This window comes from Microcoleus sp. K4-B3 (genome assembly GCF_036704615.1).
GTDB lineage: Bacteria > Cyanobacteriota > Cyanobacteriia > Cyanobacteriales > Microcoleaceae > Microcoleus.
Genome location: NZ_JAUBSF010000053.1, coordinates 26,279 through 47,079, shown reverse-complemented (window position 1 = coordinate 47,079; position 20,801 = coordinate 26,279). Strand labels below are relative to the sequence as shown.

The 20,801-nt window shown below is 45.1% G+C and carries 24 protein-coding genes and 2 riboswitches; of the genes, 8 read left to right on the top strand and 16 right to left on the bottom strand.

What is annotated here, in order from left to right; all coding sequences use genetic code 11:
* The first annotated feature begins 244 nt into the window (after positions 1-244).
* From QUA78_RS20720 to QUA78_RS20705, 4 genes are all read left to right on the top strand, one after another.
* Positions 245-415, top strand: a complete 171-nt coding sequence (locus tag QUA78_RS20720) for a hypothetical protein (protein WP_333301794.1) — start codon at positions 245-247, stop codon at positions 413-415.
* Positions 412-645 carry a hypothetical protein gene (locus QUA78_RS20715; RefSeq protein ID WP_333301793.1) on the top strand — a complete coding sequence of 78 codons (234 nt, stop codon included), beginning with the start codon at positions 412-414 and terminating at the stop codon, positions 643-645. The genes QUA78_RS20720 and QUA78_RS20715 overlap by 4 nt, the downstream gene beginning before the upstream one ends.
* Positions 646-923: 278 nt before the next feature.
* Positions 924-1,289 carry a DUF433 domain-containing protein gene (locus QUA78_RS20710; protein ID WP_333301792.1) on the top strand — a complete coding sequence of 122 codons (366 nt, stop codon included), beginning with the start codon at positions 924-926 and terminating at the stop codon, positions 1,287-1,289.
* Positions 1,273-1,623: a DUF5615 family PIN-like protein gene (locus QUA78_RS20705; RefSeq protein ID WP_333301791.1), complete on the top strand. Its 351-nt coding sequence runs from the start codon at positions 1,273-1,275 to the stop codon at positions 1,621-1,623. The genes QUA78_RS20710 and QUA78_RS20705 overlap by 17 nt, the downstream gene beginning before the upstream one ends.
* Positions 1,624-1,652: 29 nt before the next feature.
* Here the strand turns inward: QUA78_RS20705 and QUA78_RS20700 are convergent, their stop codons facing one another.
* The 7 genes from QUA78_RS20700 to QUA78_RS20670 all read right to left on the bottom strand — a co-directional run bounded on the left by QUA78_RS20700 (position 1,653) and on the right by QUA78_RS20670 (position 8,675).
* Positions 1,653-2,501, bottom strand: a complete 849-nt coding sequence (locus tag QUA78_RS20700) for an ABC transporter ATP-binding protein (RefSeq protein WP_333301790.1) — start codon at positions 2,499-2,501, stop codon at positions 1,653-1,655.
* A gap of 136 nt (positions 2,502-2,637) precedes the next feature.
* Positions 2,638-3,504 (bottom strand): methyltransferase domain-containing protein, encoded by an 867-nt coding sequence (locus QUA78_RS20695; RefSeq protein ID WP_333301789.1) that lies wholly within the window; start codon positions 3,502-3,504, stop codon positions 2,638-2,640.
* Between the two features lie 19 nt (positions 3,505-3,523).
* Complete coding sequence (locus tag QUA78_RS20690) at positions 3,524-3,964, bottom strand: hypothetical protein (RefSeq protein WP_333301788.1); 441 nt, start codon at positions 3,962-3,964, stop codon at positions 3,524-3,526.
* Between the two features lie 161 nt (positions 3,965-4,125).
* Positions 4,126-4,270, bottom strand: a riboswitch (cobalamin riboswitch).
* 38 nt (positions 4,271-4,308) lie between these two features.
* Complete coding sequence (locus tag QUA78_RS20685; protein ID WP_333301787.1) at positions 4,309-4,887, bottom strand: Uma2 family endonuclease; 579 nt, start codon at positions 4,885-4,887, stop codon at positions 4,309-4,311.
* 208 nt (positions 4,888-5,095) lie between these two features.
* Positions 5,096-6,508, bottom strand: a complete 1,413-nt coding sequence (locus QUA78_RS20680; protein ID WP_333301786.1) for an ABC transporter substrate-binding protein — start codon at positions 6,506-6,508, stop codon at positions 5,096-5,098.
* Positions 6,509-6,601: 93 nt separating this feature from the next.
* Positions 6,602-7,345: a hypothetical protein gene (locus tag QUA78_RS20675; protein WP_333301785.1), complete on the bottom strand. Its 744-nt coding sequence runs from the start codon at positions 7,343-7,345 to the stop codon at positions 6,602-6,604.
* A 307-nt stretch (positions 7,346-7,652) separates the two neighbouring features.
* Complete coding sequence (locus QUA78_RS20670; RefSeq protein WP_333301784.1) at positions 7,653-8,675, bottom strand: DUF2207 domain-containing protein; 1,023 nt, start codon at positions 8,673-8,675, stop codon at positions 7,653-7,655.
* A 114-nt stretch (positions 8,676-8,789) separates the two neighbouring features.
* Here QUA78_RS20670 and QUA78_RS20665 point away from each other — a divergent pair, with 114 nt between their 5' ends.
* Positions 8,790-9,011 carry a hypothetical protein gene (locus QUA78_RS20665; RefSeq protein WP_333301783.1) on the top strand — a complete coding sequence of 74 codons (222 nt, stop codon included), beginning with the start codon at positions 8,790-8,792 and terminating at the stop codon, positions 9,009-9,011.
* Here the strand turns inward: QUA78_RS20665 and cbiQ are convergent.
* From cbiQ to QUA78_RS20650, 3 genes are read right to left on the bottom strand one after another with little or no spacing between them, the layout of a single operon-like run.
* Positions 9,008-9,808, bottom strand: a complete 801-nt coding sequence (cbiQ, locus tag QUA78_RS20660; RefSeq protein WP_333301782.1) for a cobalt ECF transporter T component CbiQ — start codon at positions 9,806-9,808, stop codon at positions 9,008-9,010. The genes QUA78_RS20665 and cbiQ overlap by 4 nt on opposite strands.
* Entirely contained in the window at positions 9,805-10,137 is a 333-nt protein-coding gene (locus tag QUA78_RS20655) for an energy-coupling factor ABC transporter substrate-binding protein (RefSeq protein ID WP_333301781.1), read from the bottom strand. The genes cbiQ and QUA78_RS20655 overlap by 4 nt, the downstream gene beginning before the upstream one ends.
* A 3-nt stretch (positions 10,138-10,140) precedes the next feature.
* Complete coding sequence (locus tag QUA78_RS20650) at positions 10,141-10,860, bottom strand: energy-coupling factor ABC transporter permease (RefSeq protein ID WP_333047166.1); 720 nt, start codon at positions 10,858-10,860, stop codon at positions 10,141-10,143.
* Positions 10,861-10,921: 61 nt separating this feature from the next.
* Positions 10,922-11,068, bottom strand: a riboswitch (cobalamin riboswitch).
* 234 nt (positions 11,069-11,302) lie between these two features.
* On the opposite strand from QUA78_RS20650, the gene QUA78_RS20645 reads away from it, so the two are divergent.
* The gene (locus QUA78_RS20645) at positions 11,303-12,064 is read left to right on the top strand and encodes a Uma2 family endonuclease (RefSeq protein WP_333301780.1); all 762 of its coding nucleotides are present in this window, start codon (positions 11,303-11,305) and stop codon (positions 12,062-12,064) included.
* 242 nt (positions 12,065-12,306) lie between these two features.
* Entirely contained in the window at positions 12,307-13,887 is a 1,581-nt protein-coding gene (locus QUA78_RS20640; RefSeq protein ID WP_333301778.1) for an FAD-dependent oxidoreductase, read from the top strand.
* A gap of 425 nt (positions 13,888-14,312) precedes the next feature.
* Here QUA78_RS20640 and QUA78_RS20635 read toward each other — a convergent pair whose 3' ends face one another.
* From QUA78_RS20635 to QUA78_RS20625, 3 genes are read right to left on the bottom strand one after another with little or no spacing between them, the layout of a single operon-like run.
* The gene (locus QUA78_RS20635) at positions 14,313-14,645 is read right to left on the bottom strand and encodes a DUF2834 domain-containing protein (RefSeq protein WP_333301777.1); all 333 of its coding nucleotides are present in this window, start codon (positions 14,643-14,645) and stop codon (positions 14,313-14,315) included.
* A 57-nt stretch (positions 14,646-14,702) separates the two neighbouring features.
* On the bottom strand, positions 14,703-16,835 hold the full coding sequence (locus QUA78_RS20630; RefSeq protein WP_333301776.1) for a pentapeptide repeat-containing protein: 2,133 nt from the start codon (positions 16,833-16,835) through the stop codon (positions 14,703-14,705).
* Positions 16,836-16,850: 15 nt separating this feature from the next.
* On the bottom strand, positions 16,851-17,177 hold the full coding sequence (locus tag QUA78_RS20625) for a hypothetical protein (protein WP_333301775.1): 327 nt from the start codon (positions 17,175-17,177) through the stop codon (positions 16,851-16,853).
* A 96-nt stretch (positions 17,178-17,273) separates the two neighbouring features.
* Between QUA78_RS20625 and QUA78_RS20620 the strand changes: the two genes are divergently transcribed.
* Positions 17,274-17,723, top strand: coding sequence for a hypothetical protein (locus QUA78_RS20620; protein WP_333301774.1), 450 nt, complete (start codon positions 17,274-17,276; stop codon positions 17,721-17,723).
* A 102-nt stretch (positions 17,724-17,825) separates the two neighbouring features.
* Here the strand turns inward: QUA78_RS20620 and QUA78_RS20615 are convergent, their stop codons facing one another.
* From QUA78_RS20615 to QUA78_RS20605, 3 genes are all read right to left on the bottom strand, one after another.
* Positions 17,826-18,473, bottom strand: coding sequence for a Uma2 family endonuclease (locus QUA78_RS20615; RefSeq protein WP_333301773.1), 648 nt, complete (start codon positions 18,471-18,473; stop codon positions 17,826-17,828).
* 17 nt (positions 18,474-18,490) lie between these two features.
* Positions 18,491-19,102: a Uma2 family endonuclease gene (locus tag QUA78_RS20610; protein ID WP_333301772.1), complete on the bottom strand. Its 612-nt coding sequence runs from the start codon at positions 19,100-19,102 to the stop codon at positions 18,491-18,493.
* Between the two features lie 207 nt (positions 19,103-19,309).
* On the bottom strand, positions 19,310-20,755 hold the full coding sequence (locus QUA78_RS20605; protein ID WP_333301771.1) for an FAD-binding domain-containing protein: 1,446 nt from the start codon (positions 20,753-20,755) through the stop codon (positions 19,310-19,312).
* Positions 20,756-20,801 lie beyond the last annotated feature (46 nt).

Sequence of the window (20,801 nt, the reverse complement as noted above, 5' to 3'; positions counted from 1 at the left end):
GACTAATTATGAAATGGAACCGAAAGATAAAAAATAAAGGCAACTTAGTTAATGCAGTTTAGATGTTTAACAGCTTACCTCGCTTGTGCGATATAATAGAGCAACGTATCACAGTCAATCATTAGCTAAAAGTTAGCATATGCAAGCAATTCTTTTAAGCCGTAAAGAAGTTGCTCAACGCGCAGAGCAACTATACGAAAGTAGCATCCGCCAAGAAGTAGAAATTGAATAAAATATTGGCAAAATGGTCATCATTGACATTGAGACAGGTGACTACAGAGTTGATGCAAATGGCTTACGCGCTGCTGACTTCTTGAGCGAGAAACATCCCCATGCCCGACTCTTCGGTATCAAAATTGGGTACAACGTTGCTGCTGCTTTTGGTGGTGGTGTCATGGAGCGTGTAGTCAAGTGATTTCAGGTATTGTGACTGACGGACACGCGATTGTTACCATCCCATTTCGGATTCCAAATCGCGCTGATTTCCCGATTGAATTCGTCATAGACACAGGATTTACAGACGAGCTTTGTTTGCCACCTGAAGCAGTGGCATTGCTGAATCTTCCTTTCAGATACGATATGCGTGCGAATTTGGCAGATAACAGCTCAGTGATGCTACCTCTTCATAAAGCAATTATTATTTGAAATGGAGAGGAGCGAGAAGCTCGCGTGTTTGCGACAGGACGGCGACCCCTAGTGGGAACTGCTTTGTTAGAAAGCCATGAGCTTACGATCCAGTTTACAGAAGGTGGGTTGGTAACTATCGATGAATTGTAATCGCTGTTTCCTCTCGATAGACAATTTACCAACTTAAAAACCTTTACAAAAATCGGTCACTTTTTCTCACCGACAGGGCGATCGGGTTTTGGTTATAATGCAGACAAGTAACGATCGAACGACACAACTATTCTGAGAATAGACTTATGAGCCCTCAAGTCGAATTTAAAGTTTCTGCCCCACCATTTCGTTGGGATCAAGCTGGTGGCATCCGCATTGGTGACAGTCGCGTTACCCTCGATAGCTTGTTAGCGGCATACCATCATGGTTCTACACCTGAAGAAATTGCGGTTCAGTATTCTGTTCTCGATTTAGAGGAAATATACGCAGCAATCGCTTACTATCTCAGCCACCGTCAGGAAATAGATAACTACTTAGAGCAACGCCGCCGGAAAGCTCAACAACAGCACAGTCAATTTGTGCAGCAGTATAACTTAGCTAATCTCAGGCAGCGCTTGAGCGATCGCGATCGGACTCTAGGAGAATTCACAGCCAATGCGTCTATTAACTGATGAGAACTTCAACGGTTCGATATTACGAGGCTTAATCAGACGCTTACCAGACTTAGATGTTGTTCGCATTCAGGATATAGGTTTAATCCACGCAGACGATCCCGCTATCTTAGAATGGGCAGCCAATGAGGCGCGCATTTTGCTTACCCATGATGTGGCGACAATTACCGACCACGCCTACGAACGAATTCAAAACGGGTTGCCCATGCCCGGAGTTGTTGAAGTTATTGCAACGGCTTCGATCGGGCAGGTCATTGATGACTTGTATTTATTCGTTTGTTGCAGTCAGCCCGACGAATATGAAGGCCAGATTCTTTTCATTCCCTTTCCTTAATTCCTACACCATAAATTGTCTAAATCCCGTTAAAGCAGCCGCCGCGCTTGTAAAATCTGTTGTTGCCATTGCTCAAAAGTGTGCATTTTTGAGTTATCATCTTTCTCAACGATCGCCCTTATTTGCTCCATCAGCTCGATCGCCAGCGGTACGCCAAGCTGCAATTGTTCCAAAACCTCCCGTTGAGCAAAAACGGTTTCCGGTGTTCCTTCTAAAATCAATTTTCCCCGATCCATTACAAACACCCAATCAGCCCAGCGGTAGATGAAATCGAGGTCGTGACTTGCTAAAAGGATGGTGGTTCCGGCGCTGTGAATTTGTTGGAGTAAACCGATCAGTTGTCGGGTGTGGCGCGGGTCGAGATAGGCGGTAGGTTCATCTAGCAGCAGCAGTTTGGGCTTGAGAACCATGATATCGGCGATCGACACCCGCTTTTTCTGCCCCAAACTGAGATTGTGAATTGGTTCGCGGGCGAGTTCGCTTAGATCGAATTGCTCGATCGCCTCTTGCACCCTTGTCGCAATATCCGGTTCTGTCAAGCCTAAATTGTACAATCCATAGGAAATATCTTCTTCTACCGTCGAAGCTACTAATTGATGTTCGGGATTTTGAAAGACGAGTCCGATTTGTTGGCGCAGTTGCATCAAAGATTTGCGATCGTAGCGAAAGGGCTTACCTTCCCAGCTAATGATTCCCTGTTGCGGTTGATATAAGCCATTTGCTAACAAGAAAAAGGTAGTTTTGCCGCAGCCGTTTTGACCGATCAGCCCGCAGCGTTTCCCGGCGGGGACTTTGAGGTTTAAACCCTGAATTGCCACTCGCGAACCGCAGGGATATGAGTAGGAAGTGCGATCGAATTCGAGAATCCATTGAGACATATTTGTTATTTGTTAATTGTTATTTGTTATTTATTATTTGTTATAATCTTGTTCCCAGACAGAGCCTGGGAGTAAATGCCCGGAGGCTCTGCCTCCAATTACCTATTACCGATGACCGATTACCATTGTATTCGTGTCAACCTTCATCTGATTTAGACAACTGCCAAAGTTGAATTTCATAACACAAATGCTGCTCAAAAAGTTGACCTGCTTCCAATCCTTCAACCACCAGCTTCTTGAACCAGCGACGAAATATCCAGCGCAGGAATTTGTGGACGGGCGGAACTGCGATCGCAATTAAATCTGCAACATAGATCATCGTATTCAGTCCATACCTGCGGAAAGTATCGACATATAAATCGATTGTTGGCAAAATATGGGCGGAAATATCCTCAGTTTTTACTAAAGTGAATCCAGCTTGCTTTAATGCTGCATGAAGTTCCGTAACAACATGACAATTAGAGAACATTCCCTCTTTATAATTAGCATCAGATCGCAGCATATCGGCAAGCAAAACGTAACCGCCCTGATTGAGGATTTTGGCGGCACCGTTAGCAATATCAACAGCCGACATATACTGGCTACTTTCGCTAAATAGAATAAGATCGTAGAAATGGGTTGCTTTGAAGTCTTCAAACCTCGTGAGATGGAAGATTGCCCGATCGCCCGTACACTTAAGAAAGCGCTGTTGTTGGAACGGATCGGGTGCGAGCCCTTCGACTGCAAAACCTCGATCGAGCAAATAAGCCGCATTTCCGCCAATCCCACAGCCCACATCGAGTATCGTATGAGTGCCTTTGGGGATAGCATCCAACAGTTTTACAGTATAAGCTTGCTGAGCGAGGCGCAATCGGGCGATCGTTAGTTCGTCAGCCGGCACAGGTAGGGTTTCCCAATAGCCGTAGTGAAGGTAGGGCGAATCTGTCAGGCCCAAATAGTAATTAAGCGCTGCATTTTGGTAGCGAGTTACCTTGGAAATTTCGATTGATTTTGGCTGCGACATTCGGAAAATTTAGTAAGTTTTAGGATTTCGGGCAGAGTTGAAATTCTTCCCAGCGCTTGCATACCTGTTCATAGCACTCAACAGGAGAAATTGCCAAGTTTTGCAACAAATTGATATCAATCTGACCGTTGGCGATCGACAAAAATATAATTGCTTCCTTTGGCTCGTAGCTAGCAATGATAGACAGCAGATTTGAAACAGTGTTCTCCTCTAGTTCTAGTTGTTGCAAATAAGCAGTTGCGTACAATTGGGAAATAAATTGCAGATCGTACTTGATAGTATCTACGCTCCAATTCACAGAGCCGTTAATGGGAGTATTGATTTTGCAAGCAACCAAGCCTCGTCCTCGATGCAAAAAACCATTCCAAGCAGTATGTCCGACCGACAAAATATTCTGATGAATAAACAAGTTTTGCCAGTAGCCAAAACTACCCTGCCAAACACTATCTTCAACTCGCATTTCTTTTCATTTCCCTTAAAATAAGATACCCTTCAGAACACAAATCGAATTACCTCAGCGTTCATCTGTGTGTATCGGCAGATATCTGCGGTTAAAAAATCCCAATCCAATAATAAAAAAAATAATAAACTCACCATCATCCATACCTCGCAGATGAAATACAACAGGTAAACAAATCGGCGGGCATTCTGACTCAGAGAAGCAAAAATCTCCTTACAGTTGCGGGACAGCGCCGGATTCGCACCGAACTTTCCCCCTTACGTCTGATGGCTGTTCTCCATCAGAGCCGATCGATATACGGGAATATTACCACTATTTGGAACATTTGACAAAAAACCGTCCGCCTATTCACCAAACTCAATATTTTCATACAAATCGGCAAGCGAAATCTCCACAGGAATAGAGGTTAAAGTCAGCCGATCGCCCATACAGCTATATTCCGAAAAAATCCACTTATTCGCATCAGTTTTAGAATATTGCTCCACCCGTAGCCGATATTGGTCGATTAATAAATACTCCTGAAAACTAGGAATAGTGCGATAAGCAGCAAACTTTTCATCTCGATCGTAAGCTCTGGTACCTTTAGACAGCACCTCAGCAATGAGCAGCGGATTCGTAATTGTATCCGTCCGTCCAGATTGCAGATCTATCGGGCGCGCTACCACCATCACATCCGGGTAAGTATAATTATTAAGCTGCGGAACCCAAAGCCGCTGATCCGATGCAAAAATACTGTAAGGTTTACCCTTGAGACTCACCCTCAAAATAGCATTTAAGATGCTTGTAATTTCATTATGATTCGGTGCGCCACCAGCCATCAGAACAATCTCCCCATTGATAAATTCATGCCGCTCCTGAGAATTGATTTCCAATTCTAGATATTCCTCAGCCGTGTAAGTTTTGGTTTCAACTGGCGCGATCATATACAACGCTCTCCTTTAATCTACTCATTTTAGTTTATCTTAAAAATTTGGCTAATTCAACAGAAAAGTAGATTTTAATCATGCTAATAAACAGGCTTTCCGGCCTGTTCCACAAAGAGGGAATTTTATTGTGGGGCGGGTATCCTGCCCGCCCCTGAAAGGCTGATTGAGAATGTGCAAGATGTGAGTGCGATCGCACTTAACAAACTTACCGCAACGGGACAAAGTTATAGCCAGTGCTTCCTCCTTGTTTAACTTGCACTAAAATCGGCTTACCAGCCCGATCGCCCGTGGGTAAAAACTTCACATCCTCGCTTGCTCCTGCTGTCGAAAAACTCGCATTTCTGAGCGCTTGTTGCAACCCTTCTCGTGTATTGCTTTGCCGCAAGCCAGCGATGACAGCTTGAGTCGCGTCAAAAGTCGTTGCGGTTCGCCAATTCACAATTCCTCCCCAAAGCTGGCGGGCATTTTCTGGGAAACGGCTACCGGGATTAGTTTCAGGATGCCAGGGAACGGGCAAAACAAGCCCGTCAACGTCTTTTTGTCCGTCTTTTAAAGTTTGAAAGGTGTAGAGCGTAGTGCTGCCGTAGAGTGGCAATTTGCCTCGATTGATGCGAGCCAGAGAGATGGCACGGTCAATGCGATCGACGTGGGGTGCTACCATCAATCCTTGTGCACCTTTGCTGACAGCATCGGCGAGGGCTTTGTCGGGATTAAAAGATGGTAACGAAAAGTCGCAAACAGTGGGAACTAATTTGCCACCAGCAGCAGTAAGAGAGGCAACAAATTCATCTTTAAATGATATGTTATCAGGTGCTTGGGAGTCGTAACAAACCGCTATATTAGTTTGGCGTTCTGTTTTAACTGCATATTCTGCTAAGGGAGCAGCCATTAAGCTAATATTGGGTACTGTCCGAAAGATGTAGCTGCCAAATCCTGATAGATTATTTGCAAAGCTAGTCGGTGTCACCATTACCAGTTTTTCTTGCTGATATATCGGAGCAGCTTCGAGAGATGCGTTGCTAGCATTGTGTCCAATTACTGCTAGTATGTTTTGCTCCTTTGTTAATGCTTTGGCAACTTCTCTGACCACTTCGGGACTGTTGTCATCGTTGACAATTTCTACTTGCAGTTTTGCCCCATTGATGCCACCGCTAGTATTGATTTCATCCTGAGCTTGGGCGACACCCCGGAGGATTTCTTGGGCGACATTGGGGTTGCTACCAATGGGAACGCTGACAGCAATTTTTAAGGAAGAACCATTGCTGGCTTTGGCATTATTCAAATAGATAATGGTTTCCGGGTCGTTGCGATTTTGTTGCAGCGATTTCTGAAAATATTGGGCTGCAGCTTGGTAATTTCCCTCAGCAAAAGCTTGAACTCCTGCTTGTTTCTCGGGCGTTGTTTGGGATGTCAGCAATATCTGATTTCCTAAACTGATACGATTGGCGATCGCTCCCGATGCGCTCGTTGCCGGTGTAGATGTAGATGTAGGTGTATTTGAAGTTTTGGCTTTCAATAAACCGGGAAGGAACTTGTAGGCGCCAAACCCAATTAAGCCGAGGGCAATAATAAAAACAATGGGTGGCGGACTGTTTCTTTTGTTAGTATCTTGATACATGATTTTTTCTCCTTATTTTGATAGTGTTTGGAGGCCGAACCTCTGGGTAAGTATTCCCAGCAGAACCTGAGAAGAGAAAATTCCATCTAAACCTCACTTTCCAAGAAGTCCCCAATAGAGCAGGCCCCAAAGTTGGAAAACCTGCTTTGCTTCCTCGTCATAGCCTTTAGTTTTGAAAATAGCCTCTGCCTGTTTTAGGTGGCTTATTGCTTGTTGTTTGTTTTTTGTTTGGTCTTGGTTAAGCAAAGCCGATGCCAAGCTGATGTGAGCATCAGCATCATTGGAGTCACTTCTAATTGCAGTTTCCCAGTGGACAATCTCCTCCTCTATAGTCTCCCATTGAAGTTCTTCGCTAGAATTTTGTTGTCTGGGAAAGCCTTCAAGACCGTAATTTTTGATATTCAGAAATGTCGCAATGACTTCGGCTTTTTTATGCTTGTCTCCCAAACCAGTGCTGAAGTATGAAGTTAAAGGCACAGACCGCTTGCCTGACTCCAGCACCAGACATACACGATACTTGATACTCTCACTATCCTCAATCTTCTGTATTTCCACACCTGAAATATCTTGAATCAGGTGTTTGACCACTTTGGTTTTGAAAATGAGTGGTTGTTCCCACTTGAAAGTCAGATGACCGAGATTTTTATCAAATGTAACGATCTCAATCTGTGAGAATATCACCAACATCAAACCAATTACAGCAAATAAATAAAGGAAAACACTGCCGGAATACCAACCAAAAGGCAAACCAAATGCCAAAAAACTACCCCCAACGAATAGATTCATCCAAAATGCCGCCGTCTCTCGCAGTTCCAGCTTGTCTGATGTTTGTTTCATGATTTTATATTTAATCAATTTCAAGGTAATGTTATTAACATAATCAAACAAGCCCAAGTGAAAGTCAATTCATTAAATTCATTAATTAAGTTCATAAAAGTCATATTTGTAATAGCTGTTGTAAAAAGTGCGATCGCCCTTATTCAAATCCTGCCCGCTAAACTAACGAGAATACGAAAATTATCAACAATAGTCCTGGACGCGCGGGTAGTCAGAAACCGGGTTTTTGGCGAGAATACTTGGTTACAACCCGCAGATTCAGTAAAAACCCGGTTTCTTTGCTTGTGATGCGTAACTCCCCTTGATATTAACCGCCACCGCCACCGCCACCACCACCGCCACCACCGCCACCGCCACCACCGCCACCACCACCGCTGTCATTGCTAATGACTGGAATTACTGCTTCGTACTCGTTATGGTAAGAGCAGTGTCCACAGTGGTGGGTAACTTGCTGCTTTCCTGAACGGCTAGTAGTTGCAGGAATCAAAACTTTATAAGTTCGTTTGAGATTGAACGTTTTACACTCAGGGCAGCGTCGATTTGCAATGGATGTGATAATTCCTAAAGCTGGAAAAAGTCCGAACAACATTAGAAAAAAAATGGGTCCTAGGTCTATGGAAAAGCCTTCTTCTCCCGGAGAAGATTGAGATTGGTTGCCACTTTGTTGCCAACCAGGTTGAGGTATATTCAGAATTGCCTGGGGAAATGCGATTTGTACTTCTAATTCTTGTTGGGGTTGAATAGGCTGACTTGCCACAAACTCAAATGTTTTAGGATCTACTTGACGCGGAACTGCGGCTGTACCAAAATTCGTAAACGAGAGAACTTTCCCTGACAAAGCTTCTGGTAATTGCACCGTAACTTTTCCCCTATTAATCGGAGCTTTGCGACCCGCTGCAATGGCTTTCCAATAAACTAGAGTATTCTCACCATCTACCTGCAATCCGCCTAGCACGCGATATTTGATGACAAAAGTATGTGATTCTGGCGCTTTTAATTGATGTTGCCAACGAATCCAAAGTTCATTGTTTTCAATCCCCGTGCTACTCGGAATTATTTGATTATTTTCGGTAACGGTCACATCTTTAATTTCATCTACCTTACCTAAAGGAATATAGCGATATCGTTCAGTGTTGTAGTCGGCTGCGAAGACATATTTTTGCTTTTCCGTAACTAACATATCTCCGTTGGTCTGAACGTCGATTGTGACGTTGATGTTATCCCAGTAAAACGGTAGTTGTTGGGCCCGTGTCTGAGTGACTGTGACCAGAAAGACGGTCAAGGAGGTCATTAAGAAACAAAGTATTTTTTTGAACGGCCATTTGTTCATAATATAATTCCTACAAGAAATCTATTGATGACAATCATTCAATAGATTTCTTGTAAGGTCAATTCATAAAAGTCATTACTTTAGTTCATAAAAGTCATATTGATAAAATGAAGCTTGGGATGGGCTTCGAGCTTGGACGGGCTAGAAGCCCATCCCACAATTTATTTAGAATTGCTAAGGTGGTACACATCTAATTTTGACAATCCTATTGACTGGTTCCTAGGCTCTGCCTGGGAACCGATTTCCAGAGGCTCTGCCTCGCGTGGCGAATGGGAAATTGGAGGCAGAGCCTGCGGTTCTGCCTTACCAGGCAGAGCCTGGGAACGAGTAATTTAATGTTTAAATAGCACGTTTAACAAAGTTAAAATTGTACACCCAAACACGGCTTCAAATATATATCTTCGCGAAGGTTTATAAGGGTAAGAATTCCAAACGCGCAGTTCTCCATTAAAGCCGCGCGAGGCTAAACTCAACGAAACTTGACGGTAGCTTTCCAAAGTTCGCTGAAGCAATTGCCCGATTAAAATGCTTAAACTGCGCATTCCCAGTTTCCAAGTGCGGTAGCCACAGCGCGAGTTTTGTGCTATCCAAAGTTCATCGGCGATCGCCAATAAGCTAAAAATAAACCGATACATTAGTAATAGCAGTTCTGTGACTAACTCTGGACACCGTAATTGTCTGAGAATTTGCAAGGTTTCGGTAAATGGAACCGTCAAGAGGATGAAATACATACAACTTGTCGATGCGAAGGCGCGAACAAATAGCAAGCTCACTTGGTATATTCCGGTGCGGCTCACATACAGATAAAAAGTGCCGATGCTAATGCCCCAACCTTGCCAGATATCCCAGTGAATTGCGGGGATACGATCGCCCGCAACCGCACCCATCGCCAAAGCAGGCAAACTTGTCAGCAAAAACATCAACGGTAGCGACAGCAACCGCAAATACAGTTTCCCCGGAATGCCCGCATAGACGACGATCCAGACTGCCAACCAAAGGGCGATCGACAATTGGACGATCGCCCCAGAAACTAGAGACAGAATTAAAAGGGCGATCGCAAATGATAACTTGTGAGCTGGCGGCAACCCGCGCAAGCGATTGGTATAAGCCAGACTATCAATCTGATGGTTCATTCCGACGATTTACGATCGGACTGCTGCCGAGATTGCGATCGGCCTTTATACAACCCAATGACGTACCCCACTACGCCAGCCCCCATCGCCGCTTGAGACGCAAACAATAGACTTGAAATTTCTCCGCTAGCCGGCTCAAACAAGTGATTGAACCAAGGTTTATAACCCGGTTGAATTTCCGTAATTGCTTTCTTAGCTTGGTCATCGGAACCCCCGTATTTACCCCGCACAAAAACTAAAGGAAACGCTGCCAGAACAATCACAGCACCAGCCAACAGCCAATTTTGCCGCGAAGTAGATTGGTGATTTTTTGTAGGTTTTTGATTCACCGCTTATGACTCCTGTCTCAATAATTTCAAAGTTTCTAACTCCGGCTTCCCGTAAGAATGCAGCCAATTCCAGACCAATAGAGTCAGCAATCCCTCACTGATGGCTAGGGGTACTTGAGTGATAGCAAAGATGCCAGCAAACTTGAGAAACGAAGCCATAAAACCGCCACTGGCTGCCGGAAAAGCTAACGCTAATTGAATCGAAGTCGTCACATAAGTCAGCAAATCTGCCAAAGCCGCAGCACAAAAAATTGCCGCCCGCTGGCTACCAGTTCGCAACAGCAATTGATAGATAAAATAGGCAGCGAAAGGGCCGACAATCGCCATCGAAAACATATTCGCTCCCAGCGTTGTCAAGCCACCATGTGCTAACAGTAACGTTTGAAACAACAGGACTAAAGCCCCCAGTACAGCCATCACCGAAGGGCCGAACAAAATTGCACCCAAACCGGTACCCGTCGGGTGAGAACAACTCCCCGTTACCGAGGGAATTTTTAAAGCAGAAAGCACAAAAGTAAACGCACCCGCCAAAGCAAGCAATAGTTTAAGTTCCGGGTGTTCTTTTGTAATGCGAGTAATTGAGCGCAAACCTACTGCAAAAAAAGGCAACGCCACCATCCACCAAAATGCAGCCCATTGCACCGGCAAAAAACCTTCCGAAATGTGCATAGCTGCAGCGGGCGTTGCCGATCCCAGGACAATATAACAACTCAAGCCAGCCATCAATCCCAAGCTGACCAATTTCCGATTTCTGGCCTTCACGCTGAACCTCGCAGATGAGACTATGTAAATTAACACATCGGCGGGCATCCTGACTCAGAAAGCGACATGACTTTCATTACAGTTGCGGGACAGCGCCGGACTTGCACCGAACTTTCCCCGTTTCCTCTAACGGCTGCTCCCCATTAGAACCGACTGGTTAGACATAGTTTAGTCGATCGCGTAAGTCTCAGCAAATCTTTTACAAAAATTCATTCAGATTAACTCAGTCGAGATTACCTATCTTCTTCGTTCTATTCTTTCTCTTCCTTCGCGTCATAAGCGACGAAAGCGGTTTCTTAAATAAATATTCTTTTAGTATTTATAAAGTAGTTTGTAGCCCGATAAACAAGTATCGCAAAACAAGTAAACGCTATAATCTTAGTGAGTTTTGAGGAAAGCCGCCATGTTAGATTACAAATTCCCGAGGCACTGGCCCTCAGCCGATGAACTACCAGACTCTGATGAAACGCCTGTGGATAACGAACTGCAAGAATTAATACCAGGATTGCTAAAAGCAATATTGCTCATGCTTTGGGCAGAACGCATGGACTGGTTTTTTGGCATAGATATGGGTATTTATCATCACCCTGACGAACCGCCCATTGTCCCAGATGCTTTCTTAGGTTTAGGAGTAGAAAGGTTTTATGATGAAGAATTGCGTCCCAGTTACGTGCTGTGGGATGAAAATGTTTTGCCGACTTTTGTGCTGGAAGTAGTTTCCCCAACTTATCGTAAGGAATACAGCACAAAGTTGGAGGAATATCAAGCTTTAGGCGTACTTTATTACGTCATTTATTCTTCCCGCCGCCGTCGTAAACCTCATTTGGAAGTACACAAGTTAGTCAATGGGAAGTACGAGTTACAGCCAGGAAATCCAGTTTGGATGCCTGAAATTGGTTTGGGGATTGGTTGTGAAAGGGGAAGTTATTCTGGGGTGACAAGGGAGTGGTTGTATTGGTATGATGCCGATGGAAAACGTTATCTGACTCCTGAAGAACAGGTGAAAGAATCCGCGCAGCGCGCCCAACAGGAATCGCAGCGCGCCCAACAAGAAGCCCAGCGCGCCCAACAGGAATCGCAGCGCGCCGATCGATTGGCTGAACGTTCCGATCGACTAGCTCAGCGATTGCGAGAGTTGGGGATAGATCCTGATAATCTGAGTTGATGGCAATCAAGATCACCAGACTGACCGACTCTAGACGCTCTGAAACCGGGTTTTTCAACCGAGATCGATCGTCCTCAACGGAGGATTTTCTGGAAAAAACCCGGTTGCTGCCTCCAGAAATGTGTGAATTTTTATCGCAAAAATCAGGAAATATCGAGCTAGATTTGGGAAAAACAGAGAGTTGGACGGCAAACATTGAGATCCAGCTCGAAAAGATGAAAATCAGGAGAGGTTATTAAATAATGGTCATGGATCTGCGTTCTTACGATGTCATCTGTTTTGGTGATGAAGTTCCAGGAGTTCTAGCTGTTATCTCTGCCTCTAGAGAATATCTTCGCCGAACAAAGCGTTATCCGCGAATTCTACTGATGTCGAAAGCAAGCTTGCAAGAAGGAATTGGCGGACATTTGGTAAGAGGCGGTCTTGCTTATTTAGATAGAAGTCAGATTAGTGAAGAACTTCAACAATCTTTAAAGTTAGATATGTTTGGTTCACCGGCGACAATCTATAAAGAATTTTTACAAAAATCCGGCGTTAAGGCAATTGCACTTGACCCCCGCAAAGCTAGTGCAGCGCTGAAAGAAATGCTGGTACAAGCTGGGGCAGATCTCCTCAGCAAAGTAGAAATTAAATCAGTTAGTAAAGAAGGTCAAAAAATTGCCAGTATAACCACCTCTCAAGGCGTAGTTTATGCCGGCAAGCAATTTATTGATGCCACTGTCAATGCCGAATTAGCTCAAGCTGCTGGTGTGAGAAAGCTGAAAGGATTTGAAACATTTGGTCTGCCTAACTCAGAACTTCCAGTCACCCTCGTTTTTGAAACCCAAGGACTCAGTGTAAGAGCACTGAAAGAACTCGATTACATTTATCTAAAACGCTTCACAAACCTGGCCGATTCAGAGAGTCAAAAATTTTTGCTGTACGCTGCCGACAAGGATGCCAAACTAGCAGAAGAACTCCGGCGGGAAATGACTGATACTAAAGGCAATCTCAAAACTCTGTGGGCGGGTAACGATTACATCGATGTTCACTCGCCGGCTCTGTCTGTAGCTTACCACTCCTTCAGAGGAAGAAAACTATCTTTTTCTGAAACTGGCATAATTTTAGATGAGGGAAATATAGCAATACTTCCAAATGAAAGACTTTCGTGGAATGCGCTTTTATTCGCAGTCACCGCCAGCGAAGCGGAAGCCTTAGCTAGAAGCGGGAGCAAACCCACGGCTAATATGCAAAGAGAGATGTTATTTGTTACGACTTGGCTGAAGAGTTTGGGGGCTACTTCTGTTACTTATGCCTCAGAGCTTTATATCAGACACGCTGGCAATGTGACGGGAGTTGTAGAACCTTTAACTGGCGCACAAATGCTGTTAGGTGGCGTACCAGCTAGTGAGGCACTGGCAACATTTAGCTATCATTTTGATGTACGGGGAGGCATCCAGGGTATTCGCGATAAAGCAACTCGTCTAGGATGGTTGAAAAGTCTGAGTTTTAAACACCCTATCTTTAATGTTGGCATCCGCCACGCATTAATTAAAAACGTTCCTAACCTGGCAGTGGTCAGTCCGTGTTCTGGATTTGAAGGGTTTGCCTGTTCTGTCGGTAGAATTGTTGAATTCAACGCCGCAGTTGGTCAGGGTGTGGGTATCGCTGCGGTTAATGCCATTCTAAATAACAAAAATATAGCCGATGTATCTAACCGAGAAGTGAGACAAGTTCTCGCCCAAACAGGCCAGTTACCTAAAATTTTTGGAGCTCCAAATAATGGTGATGCAATGCTATTGGCGCAATTCGAGACTCTTGCCAGTTCGGATGCTATTGCGTAATAACAATTTCAATAAACAATGCAATAGTAGGTTTTGCCAGTGGAACGAAACCCTACACAAAAGTTTTTAGCCAGAAATGAATGAAATTGGTATTAGTATCAAATCCGGTAGCATCGGAATTAATATTACCCACAGCTTTCGAGACGGCGCCGTGCCCTTTCCTGACAATTAATCCGGGTAGGGAAACGGCACTGCCGTTTCCTCTATATTATCTCGCTCGTGCAACCGGAAACGATATAATATTAGGTCCCCTCGAACGACAATAATCACGTTGGTTTGTAGTGAGGAATTTCATCCTCATAAAATTCTGAGAACTTCCATCGTCACTACAAACCTATAACGGTGATATTACCGCAAATTATATAATATCTCGATCGCCTGCACTGAATTATTGTGCTGCGCCCCACTAATCTGTTAACAACTTTTCAACTTGAGACTTCGCTTGATTTTTCCAGCTTGCTTTCCCGCACAAACAAGAAAAGCGGGAAAGCACATGAAAACGAAACAAGCACACCCAGAAGTATGTACAGCCCTACAAAACTTATATCCAATCGTTTTGACTCAGCGTACATCCAAGTGCTTCCTGCTACAGTTGCGATCGACAAATCTAAACTTACCGATTTCGCAGCAAGATTACCCGAACTCTCGTTTACAAAGTCGAGCAAGCCAGCATTGCTAAAAAACTGCAAATTATAGTACCAAGGCAGCACAAGCCCCAGAATTGATAGGATGAGATAAATGATTCGCTTAACGCTCATAATTACCCGACCTGTTCTTCGATCGACTGTATTACCCTAGTCGCTAACAACCAATCCTTACTTTTTCTGCGGGCACTTCGGATGAATCCCCCCCTGCAAACAAATGTAAGCAATTTGACTTTTATCTAAATTCTTAGCCTCCGCAAAATCAACTCCTAGGAATCGACCCGATTTACTCCCGGTCGGACTTTGAATAAATTGCTCCGAAGCTGGCTTGCCCAGAAACACAGCGCCTTTAAAATTCGCTCCCGCTAAATTCGCGCCCCTAAAATCAACCGAACTTACCTCCGCATTCCGAAAATTCGCATCTTGCAACCGAGCATCTCTTAAATTCACGTTGGCGAGTTTAGTCGAACTCAAATCGGCATTTTGTAAGTTCGCGCCGCTCAAATCAGCACCGGACAAATCAGCACCTTGCCATTCCGATTTAGACAAATTTGTCAAGGACAACTGAGCGCCTTGAGCCTTCACTTTGCCCAAACGTGCACCTGACAAATCCGCTCCAGACAAATTCGCGCTTCCTATATCTGCACCAGTAAAAATTGCATTTTTTAACTGTGCTTGCTGCAAATTTGCTCCAATTAAAATAGCACTGCTGAAATTAGCTGAGTTCAAATTGCCGCTTGACAAATTAGCTTTGTTCAGGACAGCGCGCACAAAAGTAGTCCGGTTCATTACAGCACTGTTCAAAGACGCCCCGGTCAAATTTACTCCTTCCAAATTAGCGCCGCTCAAGTCAGAAACCCAATCGTCAAATGTAGCCGGACGCCTGTCTTCGCCGGTGCCGTAAAAGCGAGAACCCTGAAAGCTGGCATTGGTTAAATTGGTATTTCTCAACTTAATTCCCGACAAGTCAACTTTGTTTAAAACTAAAGTAAACTGAGACGGGCCTGCGGGACTTTGAGCTAAATCCGTGCGGCTCAGATCCGCGCCGTTGAGCTGGCTGCTATACACTGTGAGAATTTTGCCGATCGCCCTTTGTACTGTTCGCTGGCGGGCGGCCGCTAACTCGCGTTCCGGGGCCTTGCCGCCAAAGCGCAGGGAATCGAGATCGTTGCTGAGGGCTTGATTCAACCGCTGCAACTCAGGCAAAGCTTTCGGCCCGCTACTGACTAAAGCTTGCTGGATCGCGTCCAGCATGGCGCGGTTGTCTTCTTGAGCGAGCAAATCCGCTAGCAGCGGTACGGCGCGGGAGTCTTCCACCGCCCCCAAAGCCAAAATAGCCGATCGCCTGCCCGATGCCCCGCTAGCCGATGTGGGAGACAATTTGTTGACTAAAGCTACAAATAATTCGTCGTTCCGCTGCCGGGAATCCCGCATATTTGCTTGACTTTGAGTGTAGATAAGAGTGCCGACAAACAAAGTTAAAATCAATCCCGCGCTGCCGATGGTAACTATTACTAAAGTTGTGCCTGGGTGTTGGCGCATCCAATTCCACAAACTGGCATTTGCTTTCAGGCCGCTTTGTGGAGTCACAACCAAAGCCGCAATCTGCGCGTCTTCCTCAGTCCAATCTGGACTCTTGACAGGATTGTCAGACAGTTGATTCGATCGAGCGTTGACGACCAAAGTATTCGCGAGGCGATCGTGTCCCGCTTGCCGTTTGTAACGCCACGCAACCGCGCCGTCTGCGAGCACTGCCAAGCCGCTCAGCCCCCCTAAAATCAGCAAATCAGGAAACGCACCGCTCAAGCGCCAAATGCCGTAAGCGACGCCTAGAGGCACTCCCCAGCGCCCCAAACTTTCGCGAATTAGCACTTGCCCAAAACCCGGAGGAGTACCCGACGCTGTGACAACTTTGACCCCGAACCAGCGTTTGGGGATAGTTTGACCGGTTCTGGCGAGCAAAAACAGTTGCCACCCCGCTAAAACTACCGGTGCCAGCAGCGCCCCTGACCAGAATAGATTAGTTAGGGGTGCGACTCTGGGGCTGCGATCGCGCACGGGTATGCCCAAAGTACGGGCGACGGTTTCGGATGCTGCTGCTATGGAGGAATTGAGCGGCACGGTTTGAGATTCCTTGTTGACCAATGCCCCGATACTGAAGGGAACTAGGGCGCTGGCGGCAATTAACGAAATTTCCACTGCCCAAGCGCCGCACCTGCGAACCAGCAGTGGCATTTGCTTGGATTGTGTTTGCCAAGACGGATCGGGTTGATTGATGCCGCTGGGCGCGGTGGGGTTAGCCATATTTAGAAATTCCTATTATTTGTCGTTAGTATTTGAGGACTGGGGGGAAATTGCCAATTTATACGCTATGTAGATTAGCACTCCGAGAACAGCAAGAGTCATCAGCGCTGAAATTAGCTGTACGACGCTATTGAAGACTGTCAGGACAATTATCGCTCCGACGGCAAAGGCTGCCACCTGTCCCGGTTTGGGGAGTCTTTGAAACTTGTCCAGTAATTGATTGTAGAAGGTTTCGAGGGCCTGATAGCTCTCTGGATTTTGTTTGATGAGTGGCGATCTTTCTAGTTTAGCTTTTAGTTCTCCGAACGCTTGCTGCCATTTGAAGTTATTTTGAGGATTCATAAAAAAATTCGGGAGTTAGTTTAGATTAATGTGTTCGGAACCGCCATTATCCCCTACCGTCAAAGAACTAGAATAAATGCCATTGTGTGAGGAAACATGAAGATCCATTATCCGGGCGATCGCGGCAAACAGTGGTTTAGCCAGATCGTGACCCTAGCCTTGGCAATGATTTTAGCGGATGCCGGTGCCCTTCGGAGCCAACCGCTACAAATTGCTCCGGGATTTCCCGAACCGCTGGGAGTTTCTGGAGTTTCCGGCGGCCCTAACAATAGCGGCGACTGCGGTTTTGTCTCCCAAGCACCAAACCACGTCATCGAAGTAACGCAGGATTTGCCTTACTGGCGGATTGCAGTACAAACCGCTGGAGCTCCGAGTTTGATGATTCAGGGGCCGAGGGGGCGTTTCTGCGTGCTGCCGGCGAATTCTGCTGCGGGGAATGTAGAATTTTCCGGTTATGGGGACAAGGGGACTTATGTTATTTTTGTGGGCGATCGATCTCAAGGTCAACACCCTTACTCTCTCTCTATTTCCCAAAAGCGAAATTAACCATACAACGGGATTAGGACGCTTGCTGTCAGAAAATGGCTTTTTTGCGATCGTAAATAAGCCTGAGTTGTGACAGCAAGTCCGGGGAATAGGGATTTCATATCAATTTTGTATTTGGTCTTTAACCCACTGGCGAAACAATCTGAGAGTTTGACTCGTGCCCGCTGTTTGACTTTCTTCGCAATATTGAGAAATAGCTGCAATAATTGGCAGATTGGGAAAAATCAGACTAATTTCCGATTCAACATATTTCCCATCTTGAAGCACATTAATCTGAAGCTTGTTATTTTCATAGCGCCAGATTTCAGGGACTCCCAGAGCTTCGTAAGCGTCCAGTTGAGTCTTGGAAGTTAAATCGACTTCAATTGCTAAGTCAGGCGGCGGATCTACAGTTAAGTCGATCCGTTTTTTGCCAATCATTAGAGCGTGATTCTCAATGTAAAAACATTCATCAGGTTCAATTCCTTGTAACATACTTTTTCGCTTGAAAGTGGTCGAACCAAATGGTTCAAAGTCGATTTCTAGTTCCTCAAACAAAATTTTCACTAAATAACCAATAATGATTTTAGCTTTCTCGTGTTCTGGTAGTGGCATCCTAATCTCCAACGTTCCTTGACTGTAAGCTATTCTAGAGCCACGGTGTTCTCCCAACTCTTCTAAAATTGCTTCAAATTCCTGCCAGTTGACATCATGGAACAACACTCTATGTCCTGGGGGTACACTGATTTGCCTTAATTGCAGCGTTACCATTTCAACCTCCGATTTATTTAAGTTATAGAGCTAAAAACCTGCTCAACAGTCAGATTAAGTTCCGGGAAGGCAGACGAAATAATAGTATCGGACTCTCGGAACTGGCTAACCTGGTACTCGCCATCAACCAACTGGTAAATCGATACAGTAGGTTGTTTGGGATTACCTATGAACCGCCGGCCACCCAAAGCAGCATAGTCAACAACCCAGTATTCCGGGATACCCAATCTTTCATACTCAGCCACTTTTACCAGGTAATCATCTTGCCAGTTAGTGCTAACTACTTCGACAACAAGCTTGACAGAGCTACCTTGAGAAATAACTGATGATTTTTTCCCTAGTGGCTCTGAAATTAAGGCTGTTTTGTCTAAGACTATGAGATCTGGCTGGTAGCCCGTGGTCGTTTCGGGAGGTCTGACAAAATAAGTTGACGGTGTTACATAAGGAAGATTTAAACGGTCAATTTCTACGTTGATTTTGCGGATCATAAAACCTGTAACTTCCTCATGGTCGCCATTTGGGTTCATCTCAACTATTACTCCATTGCGGAGCTCGAAACGTCCTTTTCCATCTGGATACCATTCTAAAAATTCTTCAAATGTTATCGATTTGATTATGGTTTGAATCATGAAAAATTCTCCTTTCATATAACCATGAATAGTTCGCAGTGAGGAATTGAGTCCTATAATAAAGTCAATCAGAGTTCAAGTCCTTACTACAAACAACTTTTTTAATGGTAATTAATAGAACATGATATCACATATTAATTAGGTAGGTGTAATAATGTCAGCTAGAACCCTGACTTGTTCAATAAGTCGGGGTTCTGGGTGTGAGGTTTAAATTTTTTGCTGCTTGTACAGTTCCTTAAACTTGCGCTGCTGCTCGTTGTGGTCTACGATCTGAGAGGGATAAGGAAGAAGTCGGCGTTCTAAAGACGAAAGATTTCCTGTTAGCAAAAGTTTAGTATCAACTCGGCGCAATTCTGGAACCCAGTGCCGAATATATTCCCCTTCCGGGTCAAATTTTTGAGCTTGACTGGCGGGATTGAATATTCGCAAAGGTTTCGAGTCCATGCCGCTGGATGCGCTCCACTGCCAGCCGCCGTTATTAGCAGAAAGATCGCCGTCTATCAATTTTTGCATGAAGTATTTTTCACCCCACTGCCAGTTAATAATTAAATCTTTGGTGAGGAAGCTGGCGACTATCATGCGGCAGCGATTGTGCATCCAACCTGTCTGATTTAACTGCCGCATTGCCGCGTCAATAATAGGATAGCCAGTTTTGCCCCGACACCAAGCTAGAAAGAGTTTTTCATCGTTCTCCCACGGAAAGTCTTTGAATGCTGGACGGTAGGGGCCGTCTGCTAGTTCTGGGAAGTTATACATGGCGTGTTGGTAAAATTCCCGCCACGCTATTTCCTGTTGCCAAGTCTGGATGCTTGTGCACGCTTCTTCGCTGCGGCAAGTTTCCATTACTATCTGGGTAGCTTGCCAAACCGTGCGGATGCCAATTGCACCAAATTTGAGGGCGGCGCTGAGTTGGGATGTGCCGTTAATTGCGGGGAAATTGCGCTGTCCTTGATATTGGTAAATTGCGATCTCGCAAAATTCTTCTAATTTTTTTTTCGCTGCATCTTCTCCGGGTTCTATTACTAATGGGTTTTCCCAAATAAATCCTAAACTAGAGGCAGTTGGCAGTGTTTCAATTGCACCTGCTTGGTTAGCGAGTTCTTGTTCTTCTGCGGTTAATCCGGTCATTAATTCCAGATAAGTTATCGGCAGTGTCTCTACTGGTTGGGCTTTGGGTTTGCTGTTCCATTTTTTCCAAAAGGGTGTATAAACTGTGTAGGGAGTCCCTGTACCGCTGCGAATTTCATCTGGGGCGTGCAGGACTTGATCCCAGAAATTTTGAACTTGAATTCCTGCTTGTTCGAGGGCGCTTGATACGGAACGATCGCGCTGTTTTGCGTAGGGTTCCACATCCCAGTTCCAAAATACTGCTTTGGCATTTATAGCTGTTGCTAATTTCGGTATTCCTAGACTCGGGTCATCTTGAATTATCAGCAATTGGCTGCCTGCTTCCCTGTAACGCGAGGAGAGTTTTTGCAAGCAGCCGATCATGTATGTGACTCTGGCTGGCGCTACGTCATCGCGATTTAGGATATTGCGATCGAGACAAAAAATCCCAACTACTTTAGGGCTTTGCTGGCGCGCTGCTGCCAGTCCGATGTTGTCAGAAATACGCAAGTCGCGGCGGTGCCAAAATAAAATTAGATCGGACATTTTTTTGATTATATTTTAACTTCATACATTTCGCCATAGGGTGCGC